The sequence below is a fragment of the Streptomyces sp. NPDC016677 genome, assembly GCF_055562815.1.
In genome coordinates this window covers 15201-34089 of record NZ_JBVHEO010000018.1, presented here as the reverse complement: position 1 = coordinate 34089, position 18889 = coordinate 15201, and the positions used below count along the sequence as shown (strand labels likewise).

The window sequence follows — 18889 nt, the reverse complement described above, 5'->3', positions numbered from 1 at the left end:
GTGGCCGCTCAGCCGCCCGGCAGCCACCGGCGCCACCACGGCTGGCGCTCCTGCTCTTGCTCCTGCTCCTGCTCCTGCTCCTGCTCCTGCCATGAGCGCAGCAGGTCCGCCGCGGTGCGGGTGGCGGGGTGGCCGGGTCCACGTTCCCGTGAGAGATCGGCCACCAGCGCCTGGAGGAGAGTGACCGCCACCGTGCGGCGTCCCTCGTTCCAGTGGTCCCGGGCCGCTTCGGTGCGGGCGGCCGGGCTTCCGAGCGGCATGTCCCACGGCACCCGCACCCGGCCGGTCTCCGAGGCGTCTGCGGCGCGGCCGGGGCGCCCTGCCCCCTCGTCCCCGGGGACCGGGTCGCGGGGCTCGGTCCCGAGGCCCAGCGCACCGATCTCCTCCAGCAGTTCGACCGCGGTGGGACGCAGGTCCGGCTGCTCGGCCAGGCAGCGGCCGAGGAGCCGGCCGAGGACCCGGCGCGGCTCCGGGTCGCCCGGTCCAGGGACGGCGTCGCCGGGCGGTGTGCGCCGGCGGCGGGGCAGCTCGTGGGCGACGATGGCGCCGAGACCGTAGATGTCGAAGGAGGCGTCGAGGGGCCGTCTCCTGGAGTACCCCTCGGGCGGCAGGAACCGTTCGCGCGGCGGCCGGTACCGGGCGTGGGGATGGGGCAGGCCGTCGTGCTGTGCGTACATCCAGCTGATGAGGACCACGCTGTCGGGCACCAGGAGGACGGCGTGGGGCGAGAGGTTGCCGTGCACGACGCCGCGGGAGTGCGCCCGGTCCAGCGCCTCGGCCAGCCGGCGGACGAGGTACAGCAGGGCGACCGGGTCGTCGGGACGTCCGTTCTCCGCCCAGGGGCGGTGATTGAGGTTCAGGGCCGGGTGTCCCGACACCGACCGGACCAGTTCCATGGCGAGCCACGGCTCGTCCGCGCGGGGGCCGGCGCCGAGCAGCCGCGGCGCGTACGTGCCCGCCATCCGCCGCAGCGCCTCGGCCTCGGTCTCCACCAGGTCCCGGAAGAGCTCCAGTTGCTGTCCGTCGGAGTCGGTCGGCGGGACCTTCACGGCCGCGTCGTGCCCCTGGTCGTCGAGGCCGAGGAAGACCTCGGAGAAGTCCGCCGAGGTGAGGTACCGGCCCAGCCGGTAGGGGCCGGACAGCCGACGGCCCGAAGGGGCGAACGGGTCAGACAGGTCAGACGGGACTGACGGGGCTGCTGACGGGGCTGACGAGACTGACGGGACTAAGGGGACTGACGGGACTGAGGGGACTGACGGGTCGGGCCGGTGAGTGGGGATCGGGCGGGACGGGCCGCGGGGCTCGGCGGAGCCGGGCAGTCCCGCGCGGGCCAGGACGTTCGCGCGGAGCCGGGCCCAGGGCAGGCCGTCCTCCGGCAGGCCCGCGTGGCCCCGGGCGTCCGGGACGAGGCCGGTGACCCGGCCCGGCGCGCCGGCGGCACTGCGTTCGAGGAGGCCCGAGGTCTCCCGCAGGACGGTGTCCACCTCGTGCGCGCGCAGTCCCGCCAGGAGTTCGGCGCGCAGCCCGGGGAGGAAGTCGTAGGGCCGCTCCTCGGCGGGACCGTCCCGGTCCGGCCCGCTCGGCACCAGGAGACCGCTGAAGAGAACCTCCGCCAGCAACGAGGGAGCGCTGCCGGGCAGCATCGCGGCCTGGACGACGCGCATGACGGACACGGTCAGCGGCACCGCCGCCAGGCAGGTCAGCAGCCGGAACGCCTCGGGCGTCGCCACGGCCTGGAAGTCCCGGAGCCGCTGCCGCGGCGGCCGGGAGTCGGGCGCGCGGCCCGCGCGGACGGCCTCGCCCAGGAGCAGGACGGCGGCATCGGCCCCGCCGTCGCCCGTCCCCGCCACCAGCCGGGCCCACGGTGCGAACCACCGGGGGGTCAGTTCCAGGACGGGGACGGGTGTGCTGCCGGGCGGCAGGACCCGGGTGCGGCGGCGGTGTCCGGTGTAGACCAGGTCGGCGTTGGCCGCGGAGCGTTCCGCGCGGCGGAGGGTGGCCGGGACGGTGGGGAGGGCGGTCTGCGGCCACAGCCGCTCCGGAAGCGCCTGGAGAACCGCGACCGGACCGACGGCGGCCCACTGCCGGACCGCCTCGTGCACGCGGGGGTGGCCCCAGCCGGGAGCCACCGCGTCGGTGAGGACGAGCACGAGGCGCCGGCCCGAGGGGTCGCGGAGTTCGGACGTGCCGCGCAACGGCCCCGCCCCGGCGCCGGGTTCGGCGCTCACGCCGAGCGGCCCGTCGGGGCCGAGGTGCAGATACCGTACGCGCACCTGGCGGAAGGCCCCCGACCGGACGAGGAGCCGGTGCACGTCGTCGGTGAGGGAGGCCCACAGCATCCGGCTGGTGGCGTGACTGTCCACGACCAGGACGACGTCGAGCCAGCGTTCCGGTGCCGGCCGCACCACGGGGACCAGGCCGCCGTGGCCGCGGGCGGCGAGGTGGCGGGCGCCGCGCTCGGCGGTCGCCTCCTCGTCCAGTTCGCTGAAGACGCGGGAGGGCACCAGGCGTTTGAGCGGCCGCAGGGTGCGCAGCAGGGGCAGCTCGGGCACGGGCGAGCCGACCGGCAGCCGTACCGGGCGGCCGGCCGGGGCGTCCGGTGCCGGGGCGGTGCCGGGCACCGTCGCCGCGTGGACGGGAACCCGTGGCGGGGCCTTTGTGACCGCCGCGTCCTCCGTCTCCGGCCCGGACGGAGCGGCGGTGCGGTGCTCGGGCGGCTGCCGGGTGTCCCCCGGCGCGGCGGCGGGGGCCGCGCCGGGGGGCAGCTGGGCCGCCAGCCACAGGATCTCGGCCAGCTCCCGGGGGGTGGGGTCGAGGCCCAGCGAGGTCAGGACCGACCGGAACCTCCCGACGCTCATCAGTGGGCCCGGTTGAGGTACTGAAGCACCAGGTCCGCGACGTGCTCGCGGCCGGCGTCGGTGGTACCGGCCGCGTGCCGGGCGAGGTACACGGCCTGGAGGAGCTGGTCCGTGGCGAGTTCGCCCGTGCCGCGCCGGTCGAGGAAGCGCGCGATGAGCGCCTCCGCGTGGCCGGCCGCGTCCGGCCCGAGGTGGGCGTGGACGATGGCGCGCAGCCGCTCCTCGTCGGGCGCGGGAAGGTGCAGGCGTACGCAGCGGCGTAGGAAGGCGGGCGGGAAGTCCCGTTCCCCGTTGCTGGTGAGGACGGTGAAGGGGAAGGCCCGGCAGCGGACCCGGCCGCCGGTGACCCGCACCCGGGCGCCGTCGTCCGCGGGCCGTACGCCGACGGTGTCGACGACGTCGGCGAGGCGCGCGAGTTCGGGGATCTCGTAGGTGCCCTCCTCGAAGACGTCCAGCAGGTCGTTGGGGAGGTCGAGGTCGCCCTTGTCGATCTCGTCGACCAGCAGCACCCGGGGCAGTGCGTAGGGGGCCAGGGCGGTGCCGAGCGGGCCGAGCCGCAGATACTGGCCGATGCGGTCCGGGGCCGGCTCCGCGCCGCTGTTGACCTCTTCCAGGCGGCCGATCGCGTCGTACCGGTACAGGCCGTCCTTCAGTGTGCTGCGGCTGGTGATCGGCCAGCGCAGGACGGAACCGAGGCGCAGTTCACGGGCGACCGCGTACGCCAGGCTCGACTTGCCCACCCCCGGGTCGCCGGTGACGAGCAGGGGACGGCGCAGGTAGAGGGCGGTGTTCACCATCTCCAGCGTCTGCTCGTCGGGCCGGTAGGCGGCGGCCCGCTGCGGCCAGCGCCGGGACAGGCCGTGGTCGGCGTCCCGGTCGAAGGGGGTCGGCTCGTCGTCGTAGAAGGCGCGCCAGGGCGGGGGTTCCGGCAGCCGTGCCACGCCCTCGTGGGGCTCCTCGCCGCCCCGGTAGATCATCCAGTCGTTCACCGAGCCTGACCTCATTTCGCGTAGCGCAGGGGTGCGTCGGGAAGCTGCCGTCCGGGGTCGTCCCACAGCAGGACCAGGTGCTGGGCGTGCTGTTCGTCCGCCTCGCCGGCCACGGCCTCGTTGCGCAGCTGCCGGATGCGGTCGGGCCACTGGTCCGGCGGGGCCTGCCCGAGGGCCCGGCGCAGTTCGGCGAAGCCCTGCGCGGACGGGCAGTGCTCCCGGGCACGGCACCCGAAGGAGGAGGTGGGGCCGGGCGGGGCGCCGGCGCAGTCGTCCTCCCGGGAGCGCTGCCACAGCACCACGGGCACTCCGCAGGACAGCGCCACCTCCAGGGCGGCCGTGGAGGGCGCCAGGCGGATCGAGCCGGCCAGCACCAGGGCCGCGAGGTCGGGACGGCTCTCCAGCCAGCCTTCGAGCATCTCGTGGTCCCCCCGGTGCCCGTTGCACGCCAGGGCCGGCTCCGGGGTGCGGCCGGTGAGGCGGCTCCATCGCCGGCGCCACGGGGGATGCAGTTCCTCGTCCTCGAACCGCTCCAGGTCCCGGACGATCACGGGATGTCTGCGGCCGAGGCGCGACCAGGGGCGGCGGGACCACGGCCGCCACTGGTCGTACTCCTGCTCCAGGAGTTGCTGGGGGACGATGAACTCCACCATCGCCTTGTCGTCACCGGTGCGTCCGAGCAGGGCGAGTTCCCCGGGGACGCGTGCGCGCGCCAGATCGAGCACCTCCTGGAGCGGCAGGGCGTCGGTCTCCGGGACGGCCGGGAAGACGGCGTCCGGGCCCTCGTAGCGCCACATCGCCAGGTGGTAGCGGTCCCGGTCGACGGCGGAGGGCCGCACCCGGACCATGACCGACCGCCGTACGGCCGGGGCCGACGGGTGCGGCTCGTCCGGCTCGGCCAGGTCCTCGGGGTCGCACGCGAGCATTCCGCTCAGCAGCTCGGTCCAGGTGCGCAGGCGGACGCCGAGGTCGCCGGTGTGCGCACGGCCGAGGGCCGCCACGTACCGCACGGCCCGGGGCACCGGCCCCTGGGCGACCAGCGCCTCCAGCTCCGTCACCACGTCCCGGTGTTCGCGCAGGGGCAGGTCGGGGGCGGCGGCGAAGCGGCCGGCGGCCCGGTGGAAACCGGCGGTCAGCTCCTCGGGGGCGGGCGGGGGCGAGGAGGCGAGCATGCCGAACAGGTGGCACTGGGTCCGTCGGGGAAGGCCGGCCGGCCAGGGCGCGGCGGCCGGCGACGGCGGACCGGCCGGCCAGCGGCGGTCCCGGGCGTGGAACAGGTCGTGTGCGCGGATCAGCGCGCGGTAGGCCGCCGGTTCCAGCAGGCGCAGCGCGCCGACGGGGGTCGCCAGGCCCCCCATGTCGGTGTCGGGGAAGCGGGTGGCCTTGACCACGGCGCAGACCCCGCCGGCGGCCAGGTCGAGGACCGGTCCTCCCGACATGCCGCCGGTGACCTCGTCCCGTTTCAGCCGCAGCATGCGCCCGCCGTCGAGCGTCTGGTCACCCTGGTAGGCGAAGGTGGAGGTGAGCGGCTCGGCCACGGTCCGGTACGTGTCGGAGTACCCGACCGCCGTCAGCGAGCTGCCGCCGAGCGGGTACCGGTCGGTCAGCCAGGCACAGGGGTGACCGGCCGGCGGATCCGTCAGCCGGACGATCGCCAGGTCCGGGTAGGGCCACAGGCCGCCCCGCTCGGGGGCCGGGGAGGCGGCGACGACCTTGCCGGCCAGTTGGGCCGTGCCCCACTGCACCTTGACGGCGGCTCCGGCCTCCGAGCCGGCCACGTGCGCGCAGGTGACGACGTAGCCGGGAGCGGCGAAGAAGCCGCTGCCCGGTCTCCAACCGTCCACTCTGACCAGGCACTTCTGTGCCCAGTGGGTCAGTCGTTCCGCAGCCGCCATCTCTGCTCTCCGGTCCGGACGCAGCTCTCGCCGCCCTGGTCGGGGCCGGGCGGCGTGACCGTCGTCATGCTCAGGTCCCGGGCGCCTGCGGCCCGCCGTCCCAGGACAGGGTCACCTTGACCGCCGCCTTGCCGCTGGTACCGGCGAGGGCGGCGACCAGGCCCTCCTTGCCCACCGCCAGTTCGACTCCGAACTCCACGCTGACCCCGTCCGGGGCCGCGTCCGCGACGGCCCGGCGGACGTTGGCGGCCACGGACCGCAGGGTGTGGTCGAAGCCCCGCAGCGCCTGTACGCCGCTGCCGAGGAGACCCGAGTCCTGTGGTCCCGACGGCGGTTCGACATGGGCCCAGACCACGTCGCCGTCCGGCAGTCGCACTTCCACCAGCTGTCGCATCGTCCCCCCGTCCGCACGCGACCACGCACGGGGCGTCGTCCGTCGCTCCTCACACCATAGCGTCGGGCGGCACGCGGGCGCAGGGCTTCCGGCGGCGGCCCGGCCTCCTCTGTCGGGCTGACGCGGCACCGGCATCCGTACGAGGATGTCCGCATGTCAGAGACCAAGAGCCCGCTGCCCCGCGAGGTCGCCGACGCCTACGTCGACGAGCTCATCGCCCTCGACCCGGTCACCGGTACGTATCTGGGCGTACCGGAGAGCGCCGGCCGCCTGCCCGATCTCTCGCCCGCCGGTCAGGAGGCCCTCGCCGAACTGGCGCGGGCCACGCTCGCCCGGCTCGACGAGGCGGAGCGGCGGCCCGGCGGCGACAGTGACGTGGAGCGTCGCTGCGCGCGGCTGCTGCGCGAGCGGCTGACGGCCGAACTGGCCGTGCACGAGGCCGACGAGGGGCTGCGCGCGGTCGGCAACTTGGGTACGTCCGCGCACAGCGTGCGGGAGGTGTTCACCGTCACGCCCGCCGACACGGAGGAGGACTGGGCGCGGATCGCCGAGCGGCTGCGCGCGGTTCCCCGGGCACTGGCCGGCTACCGCGCGTCCCTCGCCCTGGGCCTGGAGCGCAAGCTGTTCGCGGCGCCGCGGCCGACCGCCACCTTCGTCGGGCAGCTCGGCGAGTGGGCGGACACCGGTGCGGGCCGGGGCTGGTTCGAGGACTTCGCGTCCGCCGGGCCCGAGGCGCTGCGGGCGGAGCTGGACGAGGCGGCCCGGGGCGCGACCGCGGCCGTGGTGGAGCTGCGGGACTGGATGCGTGACGTGTACGCGCCGGGGATCGAGGGCGCCCCGGACACGGTGGGCCGCGAGCGCTACGCCCGCTGGGCGCGCTACTACAACGGCACCGACCTGGACCTGGACGAGGCGTACGCGTACGGCTGGGCCGAGTACCACCGGCTGCTGGGCGAGATGCGGCGGGAGGCGGGGAAGATCCTGCCGGGCGCCGCCACACCGTGGGTGGCGCTGGCCCACCTCGACGAGCACGGCCGGCACATCGAGGGCGTCGACGAGGTCCGCGACTGGCTGCAGGACCTGATGGACCAGGCGATCGAGTCGCTGGACGGCACGCACTTCGAACTCGCCGAGCGGGTCCGGAAGGTGGAGTCGTGCATCGCCCCGCCGGGCAGCGCGGCGGCGCCGTACTACACCGAGCCGTCGCTGGACTTCTCCCGGCCGGGCCGCACCTGGCTGCCGACGATGGGACAGACCCGCTTCCCGGTGTACGACCTGGTCTCCACCTGGTACCACGAGGGCGTTCCCGGTCACCATCTCCAGCTCGCGCAGTGGGCGCACGTGGCGGGCGACCTCTCCCGCTACCAGGCGTCGGTGGGCATGGTCAGCGCCAACGCCGAGGGCTGGGCGCTGTACGCGGAGCGGCTGATGGACGAACTGGGCTTCCTCACCGACGCCGAGACGCGCCTCGGGTACCTGGACGCGCAGATGATGCGGGCGGCCCGGGTCATCGTCGACATCGGCATGCACCTGGAGCTGGAGATCCCCGCGGACTCGCCGTTCCACCCGGGTGAGCGGTGGACGCCGGAGCTGGCGCAGGAGTTCTTCGGGGCGCACAGCAGCCGGCCCGCGGACTACGTGGAGAGCGAGCTGACCCGGTATCTGTCGATCCCGGGCCAGGCGATCGGTTACAAGCTCGGGGAACGGGCCTGGCTGCTGGGCCGGGAGAAGGCGCGCGAGCGGCACGGCGACGCCTTCGACCTGAAGGCGTGGCACATGGCCGCGCTGTCGCAGGGCTCGCTGGGCCTGGACGACCTGGTGGACGAACTGGCCGGGCTGTAGGGCCGCGGCGCCGGGAACCGCCCTCCGGGCCGACGGCCGGCCCGGTGACCGCCGCGGTCCGCGTCCCGGGGCGCGGCGGTGTCGTGCGGCAGCGGTGGTGCCGTACGACAGGCGGTGGTGCCGTGCGGCAGCGGCGGTGCCGTGCGGCAGGCGGCGGTGCCGCACGGCACCACCGCCTCGTGCGCGCCGGGCCGCCGTGCCGCCGCGTGGCCGGCGCCGGCCCGACGGCCGGGCCGGCACACCGGCCGGCTCGCGGGTCGCCGTGCCGGTGATCCGGTCAGTCCGTCAGCGGGCGCAGCCGCACCAGCCCGAGCCAGGTCTCCGGGCCGGGCTGGGTGTGGGCCGTGCGGACGCCGTAGCGGCCGGGTTCCAGGGGGATGCGGACGTGGTCGGTGCCCTCGCAGGCGCCGCCCGGCCAGGCCGCGTCGAACAGCACCACCGGGCCGGGGACCCGCCAGACCGTCTCCGGTCCCCACTCGGCGGTGCGGAGCGCGGCGGGCACGCTCGCCAGGAGTTCGCGTTCGTCGTCGCCCGCGCACCAGCGGACGAAGGTGCCGTGCTCGGGCAGGAACGCGGTCGCGGCGGGTTCGTCGCCGAGGACCAGCGCCGCCGCGTCACCGACCGGGAGGAGCCCGGCCTGTCCGTCGACCTCGCAGGCCCGGTCGTAGTCGGAGGCGGTCTCCTCGCCGTCGGCGCCGGCCCAGAACGGCAGGACCGTCTCCGGCACCGCTATGAGCGGTCCGCCGCCCGACTCGACCCAGTCCACCGTCCCCGCCGTGCCCGGCTCCGCGTATCGCACCATGCGGCAGAACCTACACGTCCCTCAACAGCCGCAGTCCGCCGCGTCGGTGGGAACGGTCAGGCCGTCCGCGGCGCGGCGTTCGGTGCCCCGCCAGGTCTCGTACGCGAGGCCCTCCCGCACCCAGTACTCGAAGCCGCCGAGCATCTCCTTGACCCGGTAGCCGAGTTCGGCGAGGGCGAGGGCGGAGCGGGTGGCGCCGTCGCAGCCGGGGCCCCAGCAGTAGGTGACCACCGGTACGTCCCGGTCGAGGAGCCGGGCGGCCCGGCCGGGGACCAGCGCGGTCGGCAGGTGGACGGCGCCCGGTACGTGGCCCTGGTCCCAGGCGGCGGTGGACCGGGAGTCCACGACGACGAACCCCGGATCCCCGCCGGCCGCGAGCGCGGCGCCCACGTCGGCCACGTCGGTGTGGAAGGCGAGGCGCGCGCGGAAGTAGGCGGCGGCCTCGGCGGGCGGGGCGGGGGCTGTCCGCGGGACGGCGGGGGTGACGGTCATGGTCCGGCCTCTTTCCGATGGGTTCCTGGCCGGAAATCTACGGGCGCCGAGCCGCGCCCAGAAGGCATGATCCCCGGCGTCCGGCTTGCCCGGCCGGGGAATCCCCTGCTATTTCTCCGGGATGACCGTGTATTCCCCGGACGCCACCGACTGGCGCATCCTCGATGTCCTCCAGCGGGAGGGCCGGACCGGTTTCGCCGAGCTGGCCCGTGCCGTGTCCATGTCCGCGAGCGCGGTGACCGAGCGGGTGCGCCGCATGGAGGAGGCGGGTGTCATCCGGGGGTACGCGGCCGTCGTCGACCCCGAACGGCTGGGGCTGCCGATCCTGGCCTTCGTCCGGCTGCGCTACCCGCACGGGAACTACAAGCCGTTCCACGACCTGGTCGCCGCCACCCCCGAGATCCTGGAGGCGCACCACGTCACGGGCGACGACTGCTTCGTCATCAAGGTCGCCGCCCGTTCGATGCGGCACCTGGAGGAGGTGTCCGGGCGGATCGGCGCGCTCGGCTCGGTCACGACCAGCGTCGTCTACTCCTCGCCCCTGCCCCGCCGCCCGGTGGGCCGCTGACCGCGCCGCCCGTCAGCCGTCCCGCTGCCGCAGTACGGACCCCGTCCGCCCCTTGACGACCTCCAGCTGGGCGTGGACGCGCCGTCTGAGGTCGGCGACATGGCTGACGATGCCGACGCTGCGGTCCCGTTCGCGCAGCGAGTCCAGCACGTCCAGGACCTCGTCGAGGGTCTGGTCGTCGAGGCTGCCGAAGCCCTCGTCGATGAAGAGGGTGTCGAGGCGGGCCCCGCCGGTCTCGTCGCTGACGACGTCGGCGAGGCCGAGGGCGAGGGCGAGGGAGGCGAAGAAGGTCTCGCCGCCCGACAGCGTCGCCGTGTCCCGCTCCCGGCCGGTCCAGGCGTCGACGACGTGCAGTCCGAGGCCGCTGCGTCCGCGCCCGGCGCGGTCGTCGGAGTGGACGAGGGTGTAGCGCCCGGAGGACATGCGCCGCAGCCGTACGGTCGCGGCGGCGGCGACCTGCTCCAGGCGGGCCGCCAGGACGTACGCCTCCAGGCGCATCCGGCGTCCGTTGTCCGCGGAGGTGCCCGCGGTCAGGGCGGAGAGCCGGGCGACCCGCTCGTACTCCTCGCGCAGCGGGGCCAGCCGGCGGGCGGCGTCGGTGGCCCGAGCGGAGAGCCGGTCGAGTTCGGCGCAGCGCCGGGCGGCGGCGTCCCGCGCGGAGGCCGCCTCCCGCAGCCGCCGGGCCGCCGCCTCCGCCGCCGCCTCGGCCGCCGTGACGTCGGCGGGCGGCAGGTGCGCGGCGGCGGCCGTGTCCTCCTCGGCGAGCACCGCCCGTACGGCGGCCTCCTCGGACTGCCAGGCGTCGAGCCGCCGTTGCAGTTCCCGGTGGGCGGCGTCGTCCAGCAGGGCGCCGGCCGCGGCGGCCGGGGTGTCGAACCCGGCGCGGAAGGCCGCGTCGGCGAGGCGCGCGTCGGCGTCCTTCAGCCGCTGCGCCGAGTCCTCGGCGTCCCGGGCGGCGTCGGCGGCGTCGGTGAGGAGGGCGGCCTGCCGCTCCCAGTGGGCGGCGCGCGCGGCCACGCTGTCGGCGGTGCCGCGGACCTGGGCCACCTCCTCCTCCAGTACCGCCCGTTCGCGCTCCAGGCGCTCCCGGCGGCCGACGCGGGCGGCGCCGCGGACGGCGGCCTCGCGCTGCGCGGTGATCCGCTGCTCGCGTTCCCCCTCCGCGTGGCGCAGTCGCTCCCGCGCGGCGTGCAGCGCGGAGGCGGCGGCCCGGGCCCGCGCGTACTCCCGTTCGATCGTGTCGGCCTCCTCGGCCAGCCGCTCGGTGGGGGCGTCGCCCGCCTCGGCGGTGGCGGCGGCGAGCGCTTCCCGTACGGCGCCCAGGCGCCGCTCGGCCTCGGCGCGCTCCTCCTCGGCCCGCTGGTGGGCGGCGAGGGCGCGCTCCTCGGCGGCCCGGTCGACGTGTCCGGCGTCCTTGCGGGCGGGCGCGGGGTGCTCGGTGGCCCCGCAGACGGCGCAGGGTGCGCCGTCGGTGAGGTGGGCGGCGAGTTCGGCGGCGATGCCGTCGAGGCGCTGTTCCTTCAGGTCGAGCCAGTGGGCACGGGCCCCGGCGGCGCGTTCGGCCGAGGCGAGGGCAGCGCGCCGGGCGTCGTCGGTCTCGCAGGCGAACCGGTCGCGCTGCCGGGCGGCGCGCAGCCGGCGCCGGGCGGGTTCGCGCCGCTCGGCGAGCTGTTCGGCGCGGGCGGCGGCCTCCTGGGCGGTCTCTACGGCGGTCCGGAGTGTCTCGCGGGTGTCGTCCCAGCCCGCGAGCCAGCTCTCCGCCTCCGCGAGGAGGTCGTCGTCGGCGCGCTCGTCGCGGTCCAGCTCCGCGCGTTCCGCGGCGAGGGAGTGCAGCCGCTGCTCGGCGCGGCGGGCCGACTCCAGCCGGCCCAGTTCCTCGGCGGCGCGGCGGGCGGCGGCGGCCAGCCCGGCCGCGCCGGACTCGGTGTGGGTGTCCGGCAGCAGGGCACGCGCGCGTGCCTCGGCCTGCCGCGCCCGCCGGTGCTCGGCGTCGGCGGCGTCCCGCAGCCCCAGGGCGGGGGCCACCGTCTCCGCCTTGCGGGCCCGCTCCATCCGGGCCCGCGCCGCGCGGTGCGCGTCGTCCCGCTCGGCCAGCCGCGCCGCCCGCGCCCGCGCCTCGGCGAACCGGCGCTGCAGCCGGTCGCGTTCGCGTACGTCGGCCAGGTCCCGTGCGGCGGCGGCCTGGGCGGACTCGGCGGCGGTGAGGCGGCAGCGGGCGACGGCCAGCTGTTCCCGGGCGGTGGCGCGGGCGACGGCGGCGGCGCCGAGGACGGCCTCGGCGAGACCCGGCTCCCCCGGTGCCGCCTCGGGCAGCTCCAGGGCGTCGCCGGCGGCCTGCTGCATGCGGTGCGCGTCGGCGAGCAGCGCGCTGTCCCCGTCGCGCACCCGGGCCTCGGTGGTGCGGCGCCGGTCGGCCAGGCGCTTCTCGACCTCGGCGAACCGCTGGGTGTCGAAGAGGCGGCCGAGCAGCTTGCCGCGCGCCTCGGCGTCGGCGCGCAGGAAGCGCGCGAAGTCGCCCTGGGGCAACAGCACGACCTGGCAGAACTGCTCCCGGCTCATGCCGAGCAGCTGGGTGATCTCCTCGCCGGTCTCCTGGTGGGAACGGCTGAGGTCCTTCCAGGTCCCGGCCGCCGGGTCGTACTCCCGCAGCCAGGTCTGCGCCTTGTCGACGGTGGTCCCGGCGCCGCGCTTCTTGGGCCGCTCCCAGGGCGGCTGCCGGGTGATCTCCAGGCGGCGGCCGGCGACGGTGAGGTCGAGGCGGACCTCGGTACGGGTGCCGGGGTCGGCGTGGTCGCTGCGCAGGCCCATGCCCTGGCCGCTCTGCCGGGCGCCGGGGACCGAGCCGTACAGGGCGTAGCACACGGCGTCCAGGACGGAGGTCTTGCCGGCGCCGGTGGGTCCGTGCAGCAGGAACAGTCCGGCCGCGGACAGCGCGTCGAAGTCGACGTTCTGTACGGTGCCGAAGGGACCGAACGCGGTGATGTCCAGCCGGTGCAGCCTCACCGCGCCCCCTCCCCCGCGGTCGCGTCCGCGCGGACGGCGTCGAACGCGTCGCGCAGGACGGCCCGTTCCCGGGCGTCGGGTCCGGCGCCGCGCACATGGGCGACGAAGTCCTCGGCGACCTCCTGGTCGTCGCGCCCGGCCAGCCGCCGCGCGTAGGAGACGTCGGGGTCGTCCGGCGGCCGTTCGGGGTCGAAGACGAGGGTGAGGGTGTGCGGGAAGCGCTCGGTGAGCCGGGCCATGGGGTCGGCGGGCCGGACCGGGTCGGTGAGCGTGGCCTCCACCCACGCCTCCTCGTGCTCGGTCAGTCCCGGGTCGGCGAGCAGCTCCTCCAGGGTGCCGCGCAGCCGGGCCAGCGGACGCGGTACCGGGCAGTCGAGCCGCTCGGCGCCGATTGTCCCGTCGGCGGCCAGGTCGATCAGCCACATGCTCTTGCGGTGCGTCGCCTCCGAGAAGGAGTACGGCAGCGGGGAGCCGGAGTAGCGGACCCGTTCGGTGAGGGTCTGGCAGCCGTGCAGGTGGCCGAGGGCCACGTAGTCGACGCCGTCGAAGACCCCGGCGGGCACGGCGGCGACGCCGCCGACGGTGATGTCCCGTTCGCTGTCGCTGGGCCGGCCGCCGGTGACGAAGGCGTGCGCGAGGACGACGGACCGGGTGCCGGGCGGCCGGCTCGCGAGATCGGCGCGGACCCGGTCCATGGCGGCGGCGAGCACGGCCTCGTGCCCGGCCCGCTCCACCCCGAACTCGTCCTTCACCAGGGCCGGTTCGAGGTAGGGCAGCCCGTAGAAGGCCACCGGCCCGGCGGCGTCCGCCAGCAGTACCGGCGTACCGCACGCGGCCGGGTCGGTCCGCAGGTGGACACCGGCCCGGCCGATCAGCCCCGCGCCCACGCCCAGGCGCCGGGCGGAGTCGTGGTTGCCGGAGATCATCACCGTGGGGACGCCGAGGGCGGCGAGGCGGTGCAGGGCGTCGTCGAACAGCTCGACCGCGGCGAGTGGCGGCACCGCCCGGTCGTACACGTCTCCCGACACGACCACGGCGTCCACGGCGTGCTCACGCACGGTGTCGACGAGGTGACCGATGAAGGCGGCCTGGGCGCCGAGCATGTTCACCCGGTGGAACGCCCGGCCCAGGTGCCAGTCGGACGTGTGCAGCAATCTCATGAATCGACCCTGATCAGCGCGTTTCTCGCGTTTCTCGTATCTCTCGTGCTTCTCGCGTGTGTCGTGTTTCTCGTATGTCCGTGTTTCTGGTGAGAACGACCCGGAATCAGCATGAGCCGGCACGGGAGTCCCGCACCGGCGCCCACCACGCTAATGCCTGCCGACACCTCGATCACCACGGACCTCGCGGGGACCGACCACGCCCGACAGCGCTCGTCAGCGCTCAGTGCTGGGTCTTCGACGCCCAGAGCGGTGCCCCGCCCGAGTAGATGACCAGGTTGCCGTCGGCCTGGAGGCGCAGGACCGCGCCGCTGTGGCCCTGGGTCTTGCTCGCCCAGACCGGGCGGCTGTCGGCGGTGTAGACGACCAGGTTGCCGTCCGCCTGGAAGACCGCCTGGTAGTTGTCGCCGAAGGTCATCGTGGCCCAGCGGGCCTTGTTGTTCTCGTCGTAGACCACGAGGTTGCCGTCGGTCTGCATGCGCAGCCGCGTCTTGTTCGCCTCGATGGACTCGCCGGCCCGCAGCACCCGGGTCGCCGTGACCGTGATGTCGGCCGGGAGGGACGGCTGCTTCGCCTTCTTCGTCGCCTTCTTGGTCGTCTTCTTGGTCGCCTCGGGGGTGGCCTTCTTCGTCGCGGCCGGCTTCTTCGTCGCCGACGCGGAGGGGGAAGGGGCGGCGGGCGGGGCCGCCACCACCGGGGCCTGCTCCTTCACCGCCGCCTTCCGCGTCGCGGGCTCCTTCGGTTCGGCCGGCTTCGACGGGGACGCGCTCGACGACGCGTACGCCCCCGCGCCGTCCTCGGACCGCTCCGCGCCGCCCAGCACGGTGCCCGCCTCCTCGGCGACGGTCGTCCCGGGCCGCTGCGGTGTGCCGTCGCGGTTCATCAGCAGGACCGGCACGGCCACCAGCGCCGCGCCCAGCAGGGCGGCGCCCGCCAGCAGGGGACGGCCAGGGCGGCCCGCGGGCGCCGCGGCTCCCTCGCCGGGGGCCGGGTCCTGCGGTGCCGAAGCCGCCACGGCCTCGGTGGCCGGCTCCGCCTCAGTGGCCGGCGCGGGCGCCGCGGCGGCCTCCGTGCGGGCCGGTTCCGTGCCGCCGCCGCTCACGGCCTCCGGTGCGGCGGCGGGCTCCGCGGCACCGGCGGGTGACTCCGCCAGGGGTGCCGGCGCCGTCTTCTCCTCCGCGGCCGCCGCCGCTGCCGCCGCCGCGCTCGTCGCTGATTCGGTCCGGTCCGTCATCCGTCCCATCCGTCCCACGGTCGTCGCTGGTCCCTGTGATCGGCCTCATTCACGCACACTCACAAGGGACACGTCATTCCACCCGCGTTAACTATCTGCCCCGGCAAGCCCTCACGCTGGTACGGACGTTGCGGAACGCCCCATAATCCGGGGGTACGGCACCCCTGCCGCACCATGTCTCCCTCTGGCCCCGGCGTATTGCCCACCGGACCGGGGTGGGATCGCCGGTGAGAGGAAGGCATGATGGGTCCGGCCGCCACCTATGGGTGCCGAAACGAGGAGGTCAGCGGAGTGCGCCAGGTACTGACGGTCTGCCCGGAGGGCACCGGGGACGCCCGGACGATCTCCGAGGCCCTGGCCAGGGCGCGCGGCGGCGCGGTGCTGAGCGTCCGTCCGGGAACGTACGAGGAGAACCTCGTCGTCACCACCCGGGTGACCATCGTCGCCGAACAGTCGCGCGGCAGCGTCCGGCTGGCCCCGCGCACGGGGACGGCGATATCGCTGCGCGTCGACGCGGTGATGCTGACCGACCTGGTGGTACAGGGGCAGGACCAGGACGTGCCGGCGGTGGACGCCTCGCACGGGCAGGTCGCCATGCAGGGCTGCGATCTCTCCGGTACCTCCTGGGCGACCGTGCTCGCGCGGGGCTCGGGGTCGCTCGCCATGCGGGAGTGCCGGGTCTCCAGCCGGACCGGCGCCGGGGTCGTCGTCACCTCCGCCACCGAGAGTTCGCTGGAGTCCTGCACCTTCGAGCACCTCGGCACCAGCGGTGTGGTGGTCGGCGAGCGCGGCCGGGCGACGGTGCGCGGCTGCACGGTGCGCGACGCGCGCGGCAACGGCATCCTCGCCAACGGCGACGCCCAGGTGTCCGTCGAGGACTGCGACCTGTCCTCCACCGACAAGCCCTCCCTCGCCCTGGAGGAGCGCAGCGCGGTGCGCGTGCTGCGGACCGTCATCCACGACACCGCGGTCGGCGCCCACCTGACCAGTGCCGCCCGCGTCGAGATGGACGACGTGCGGATCAACGGCACCACCGCCCAGGGCATCATCGTCTCGCACGGCGCCGACCCGGTGCTGCGCCGCTGCCGCACCTCCCGCACGGCCGGCCACGGCCTCTTCGTCACCGACCGTTCCCGCGGCACGTACGAGGACTGCTGGCTCACCGGCGCCCGCACCGCGGCGCTGCGCGTGGCCGGCTCCTCCTCGCCGACGCTGACCTCGCTGACCGTCCGGGACGGCGAGGCGGAGGGCGTCCTGCTGGAGGAGGACTCGGCGGCCGAACTGGACCGCCTGGAGATCGTCGACGTCAAGGGCACCGGCGTGGTCGTCAAGGGCGGCGCCAATCCGCTGGTGCGCCGGGCCCGCGTCACCGGCGCGGGCGGCACCGGCGTCGCGGTGACCGACGGCGGCCGGGGCCGCGTCGAGGACTGCGCGGTGGAGACTCCGGGCGGCGCCGGCGCGGCGGTCACCACGGGCGGCAACGTCTACCTGGCGGGCCTGACCGTGAACGCGCCCGGCGGGGCCGGCCTGGAGATCGGCGGCGAGGGCACGGCGGCGCTGCGCGACGGCGAGCTGGTCTCGGCGGGCGGCTGCGGCGTGGTCGTGGACGGCGGCGGCGAGCTGACGGCGACCCGGGTGCGGGCCGCCGCCGCCACCGACCACGGCTTCCTGGTCCGCGACGGCGGCCGGGCCAACCTCAACGGGTGCGAGGCCAACGGCAACGGCCGGGACGGCATCCGGGTGGAGACCGACGAGCCGGTGTCGGTGGTCGGCTGCACGGTGCGGGAGAACAAGGGCGGCGGGCTCGTGCAGTCCAAGGCGGACGGCCGGCTGGCGGTGGAGAACCTCACCAGCACCGGCAACGAGTCCCGCGACGCCTGGGGGTACGGCGAGGCCGAGGGCACCGACCCGGCGGGCACCGTCCCGGAGTCGGACGGCCCCGGGCGGCCGGACGGACCGATGGCGGCGCTGGAGGGCCTGATCGGCCTGGGACACGTCAAGGAACAGGTCCGTACCCTGGTCAACCTGACCCAGCTCGCCCGGCGCCGCGCCCAGCTCGGCATGTCCGCGCCGCCGATGAGCCGGCACCTGGTCTTCGCCGGTCCGCCCGGCACCGGCAAGACCACCGTGGCCCGCCTCTACGGAACGATCCTCGCCGAGCTGGGGGCGTTGCGCTCCGGGCACCTGGTCGAGGTCTCCCGCGCCGACCTGGTCGCCCAGGTCATCGGCGGTACCGCCATCAAGACCACCGAGACCTTCGAACGGGCCCTGGGCGGCGTCCTGTTCATCGACGAGGCCTACACCCTGACCGCCGACTCCCGCGGCTCCGGCGCCGACTTCGGCCGGGAGGCCGTGGACACCCTGCTGAAGCTGATGGAGGACCACCGCGACGACGTGGTGGTCGTGGCGGCCGGCTACTCCGGCGAGATGCGCAGCTTCCTGGGTTCCAACCCGGGTCTGGCGTCCCGTTTCTCCCGCACCGTCGAGTTCGAGAACTACTCGGTGCCCGAACTGGTGGAGATCGTGGAGAGCATGTGCGGGCGCCATCAGTACGTGCTGAACGACGAGACGCGCAAGGCGCTGTCGGTGCACTTCGAGCGGATACCGAAGGACGCCGGGTTCGGCAACGGCCGCGCGGCGCGGCAGGTGTTCGAGGAGATGGTGGACCGGCAGGCGGTGCGGCTGGCCGCGCTGAGCCAGGTCACCGAGGAGGATCTCACGCTGCTGCTGCCGCAGGACATCAGCGAGGAGGCCGCCCGTGAGGCCGAGGCCGGTCCGGACGGCCTCGACGCCGGCGACGACGCGCTGAGCCGCCTGGACGCCCTGGTCGGGCTCTCGGCGGTCAAGCGGGACGTCACCGACCTGGTCAACCTGGTCTCCACCGCCCGGCAGCGCGAGGCCGCCGGGCTCCCGGTGCCGCGCCTCAGCCACCATCTCGTCTTCACCGGCCCGCCCGGCACCGGCAAGACCACCGTGGCCCGCCTCTACGGCGAACTCCTCGTCTCCTTGGGCGTGCTGCCCCGCGGTCAGCTCGTCGAGGTCTCCCGCGCCGACATGGTCGGCCGCTACGTGGGCCACACCGCGCAGCTCACCACGGAGGTCTTCCAGCGGGCGCTGGGCGGTGTCCTCTTCATCGACGAGGCGTACACCCTCACCCCGCGCGAGGGGTCCGGCGCGGACTTCGGCCGGGAGGCCGTGGACACGCTGCTGAAGCTGATGGAGGACCACCGCGACGAGGTGGTCGTCATCGTGGCCGGCTACACCGCCGAGATGCAGCGGTTCCTGGCCTCCAACCCGGGTCTGACCTCGCGGTTCTCACGGAAGATCGAGTTCGCCGACTACTCCTCCGACGAGCTGGTCACCATCGTCCGCCAGCACGCGGTGCAGGCGGGTTACGAGTGCGGGACGGGGCTGGGTCCGGTGCTGCGGCAGTACTTCGACACGCTGCCGCGCGACCGGTCGTTCGGCAACGCGCGCACGGCCCGCCAGGTGCTGGAGCGGATGATGACCCGGCAGGCGGGCCGGCTCAGCCGGGTGGCCGCGCCCAGCCTCGACGACCTGCGGCTGCTGCTCCCGGAGGACCTCGTCGATCCGGCGCCGGCCGCCGGCCGGACGGCGGGGGCGTGACGGCGGTGCGCGCGACGCGGACGAC

12 protein-coding genes are annotated in these 18889 nt (G+C 75.5%); 3 read left to right on the top strand and 9 right to left on the bottom strand.

The genetic code is table 11. The features are described 5' to 3' along the window. Positions 1–8: 8 nt before the first annotated feature. The 4 genes from ACZ3IG_RS31590 to ACZ3IG_RS31575 form a co-directional block, all read right to left on the bottom strand. The gene (locus ACZ3IG_RS31590) at positions 9–2858 is read right to left on the bottom strand and encodes an SAV_2336 N-terminal domain-related protein (RefSeq protein WP_467436369.1); all 2850 of its coding nucleotides are present in this window, start codon (positions 2856–2858) and stop codon (positions 9–11) included. Beyond that, positions 2858–3862, bottom strand: coding sequence for an AAA family ATPase (locus ACZ3IG_RS31585; RefSeq protein WP_467436367.1), 1005 nt, complete (start codon positions 3860–3862; stop codon positions 2858–2860). The genes ACZ3IG_RS31590 and ACZ3IG_RS31585 overlap by 1 nt, the downstream gene beginning before the upstream one ends. Then, positions 3859–5691, bottom strand: coding sequence for a VMAP-C domain-containing protein (locus ACZ3IG_RS31580; protein ID WP_467436366.1), 1833 nt, complete (start codon positions 5689–5691; stop codon positions 3859–3861). Before ACZ3IG_RS31580 ends, ACZ3IG_RS31585 begins: the two co-directional genes overlap by 4 nt. Positions 5692–5812: 121 nt before the next feature. Then, complete coding sequence (locus ACZ3IG_RS31575) at positions 5813–6136, bottom strand: CU044_2847 family protein (protein ID WP_467436364.1); 324 nt, start codon at positions 6134–6136, stop codon at positions 5813–5815. Positions 6137–6289: 153 nt separating this feature from the next. Here ACZ3IG_RS31575 and ACZ3IG_RS31570 point away from each other — a divergent pair, with 153 nt between their 5' ends. Continuing rightward, positions 6290–7978 carry a DUF885 domain-containing protein gene (locus tag ACZ3IG_RS31570; protein WP_467436363.1) on the top strand — a complete coding sequence of 563 codons (1689 nt, stop codon included), beginning with the start codon at positions 6290–6292 and terminating at the stop codon, positions 7976–7978. A 277-nt stretch (positions 7979–8255) separates the two neighbouring features. On the opposite strand, the gene ACZ3IG_RS31565 is transcribed toward ACZ3IG_RS31570, so the two are convergent. Together ACZ3IG_RS31565 and ACZ3IG_RS31560 are read right to left on the bottom strand one after the other, a co-directional pair. After that, a complete protein-coding gene (locus ACZ3IG_RS31565; RefSeq protein ID WP_467436362.1) occupies positions 8256–8780 on the bottom strand; it encodes an immunity 21 family protein in 525 nt (174 codons plus the stop codon). A gap of 21 nt (positions 8781–8801) precedes the next feature. Beyond that, positions 8802–9272, bottom strand: a complete 471-nt coding sequence (locus tag ACZ3IG_RS31560; protein ID WP_467436361.1) for a rhodanese-like domain-containing protein — start codon at positions 9270–9272, stop codon at positions 8802–8804. Positions 9273–9393: 121 nt separating this feature from the next. Between ACZ3IG_RS31560 and ACZ3IG_RS31555 the strand changes: the two genes are divergently transcribed. Then, positions 9394–9840, top strand: a complete 447-nt coding sequence (locus ACZ3IG_RS31555) for an Lrp/AsnC family transcriptional regulator (protein WP_467436359.1) — start codon at positions 9394–9396, stop codon at positions 9838–9840. A 12-nt stretch (positions 9841–9852) separates the two neighbouring features. On the opposite strand, the gene ACZ3IG_RS31550 is transcribed toward ACZ3IG_RS31555, so the two are convergent. The 3 genes from ACZ3IG_RS31550 to ACZ3IG_RS31540 all read right to left on the bottom strand — a co-directional run bounded on the left by ACZ3IG_RS31550 (position 9853) and on the right by ACZ3IG_RS31540 (position 15246). After that, positions 9853–12843, bottom strand: a complete 2991-nt coding sequence (locus tag ACZ3IG_RS31550; protein ID WP_467436358.1) for an AAA family ATPase — start codon at positions 12841–12843, stop codon at positions 9853–9855. Further along, positions 12840–14003 (bottom strand): exonuclease SbcCD subunit D, encoded by a 1164-nt coding sequence (locus tag ACZ3IG_RS31545; protein ID WP_467436356.1) that lies wholly within the window; start codon positions 14001–14003, stop codon positions 12840–12842. The genes ACZ3IG_RS31550 and ACZ3IG_RS31545 overlap by 4 nt, the downstream gene beginning before the upstream one ends. 223 nt (positions 14004–14226) lie before the next feature. Next, on the bottom strand, positions 14227–15246 hold the full coding sequence (locus ACZ3IG_RS31540; protein ID WP_467436355.1) for a hypothetical protein: 1020 nt from the start codon (positions 15244–15246) through the stop codon (positions 14227–14229). A 282-nt stretch (positions 15247–15528) separates the two neighbouring features. Between ACZ3IG_RS31540 and ACZ3IG_RS31535 the strand changes: the two genes are divergently transcribed. Further along, on the top strand, positions 15529–18864 hold the full coding sequence (locus tag ACZ3IG_RS31535) for a right-handed parallel beta-helix repeat-containing protein (RefSeq protein WP_467436354.1): 3336 nt from the start codon (positions 15529–15531) through the stop codon (positions 18862–18864). Positions 18865–18889 lie beyond the last annotated feature (25 nt).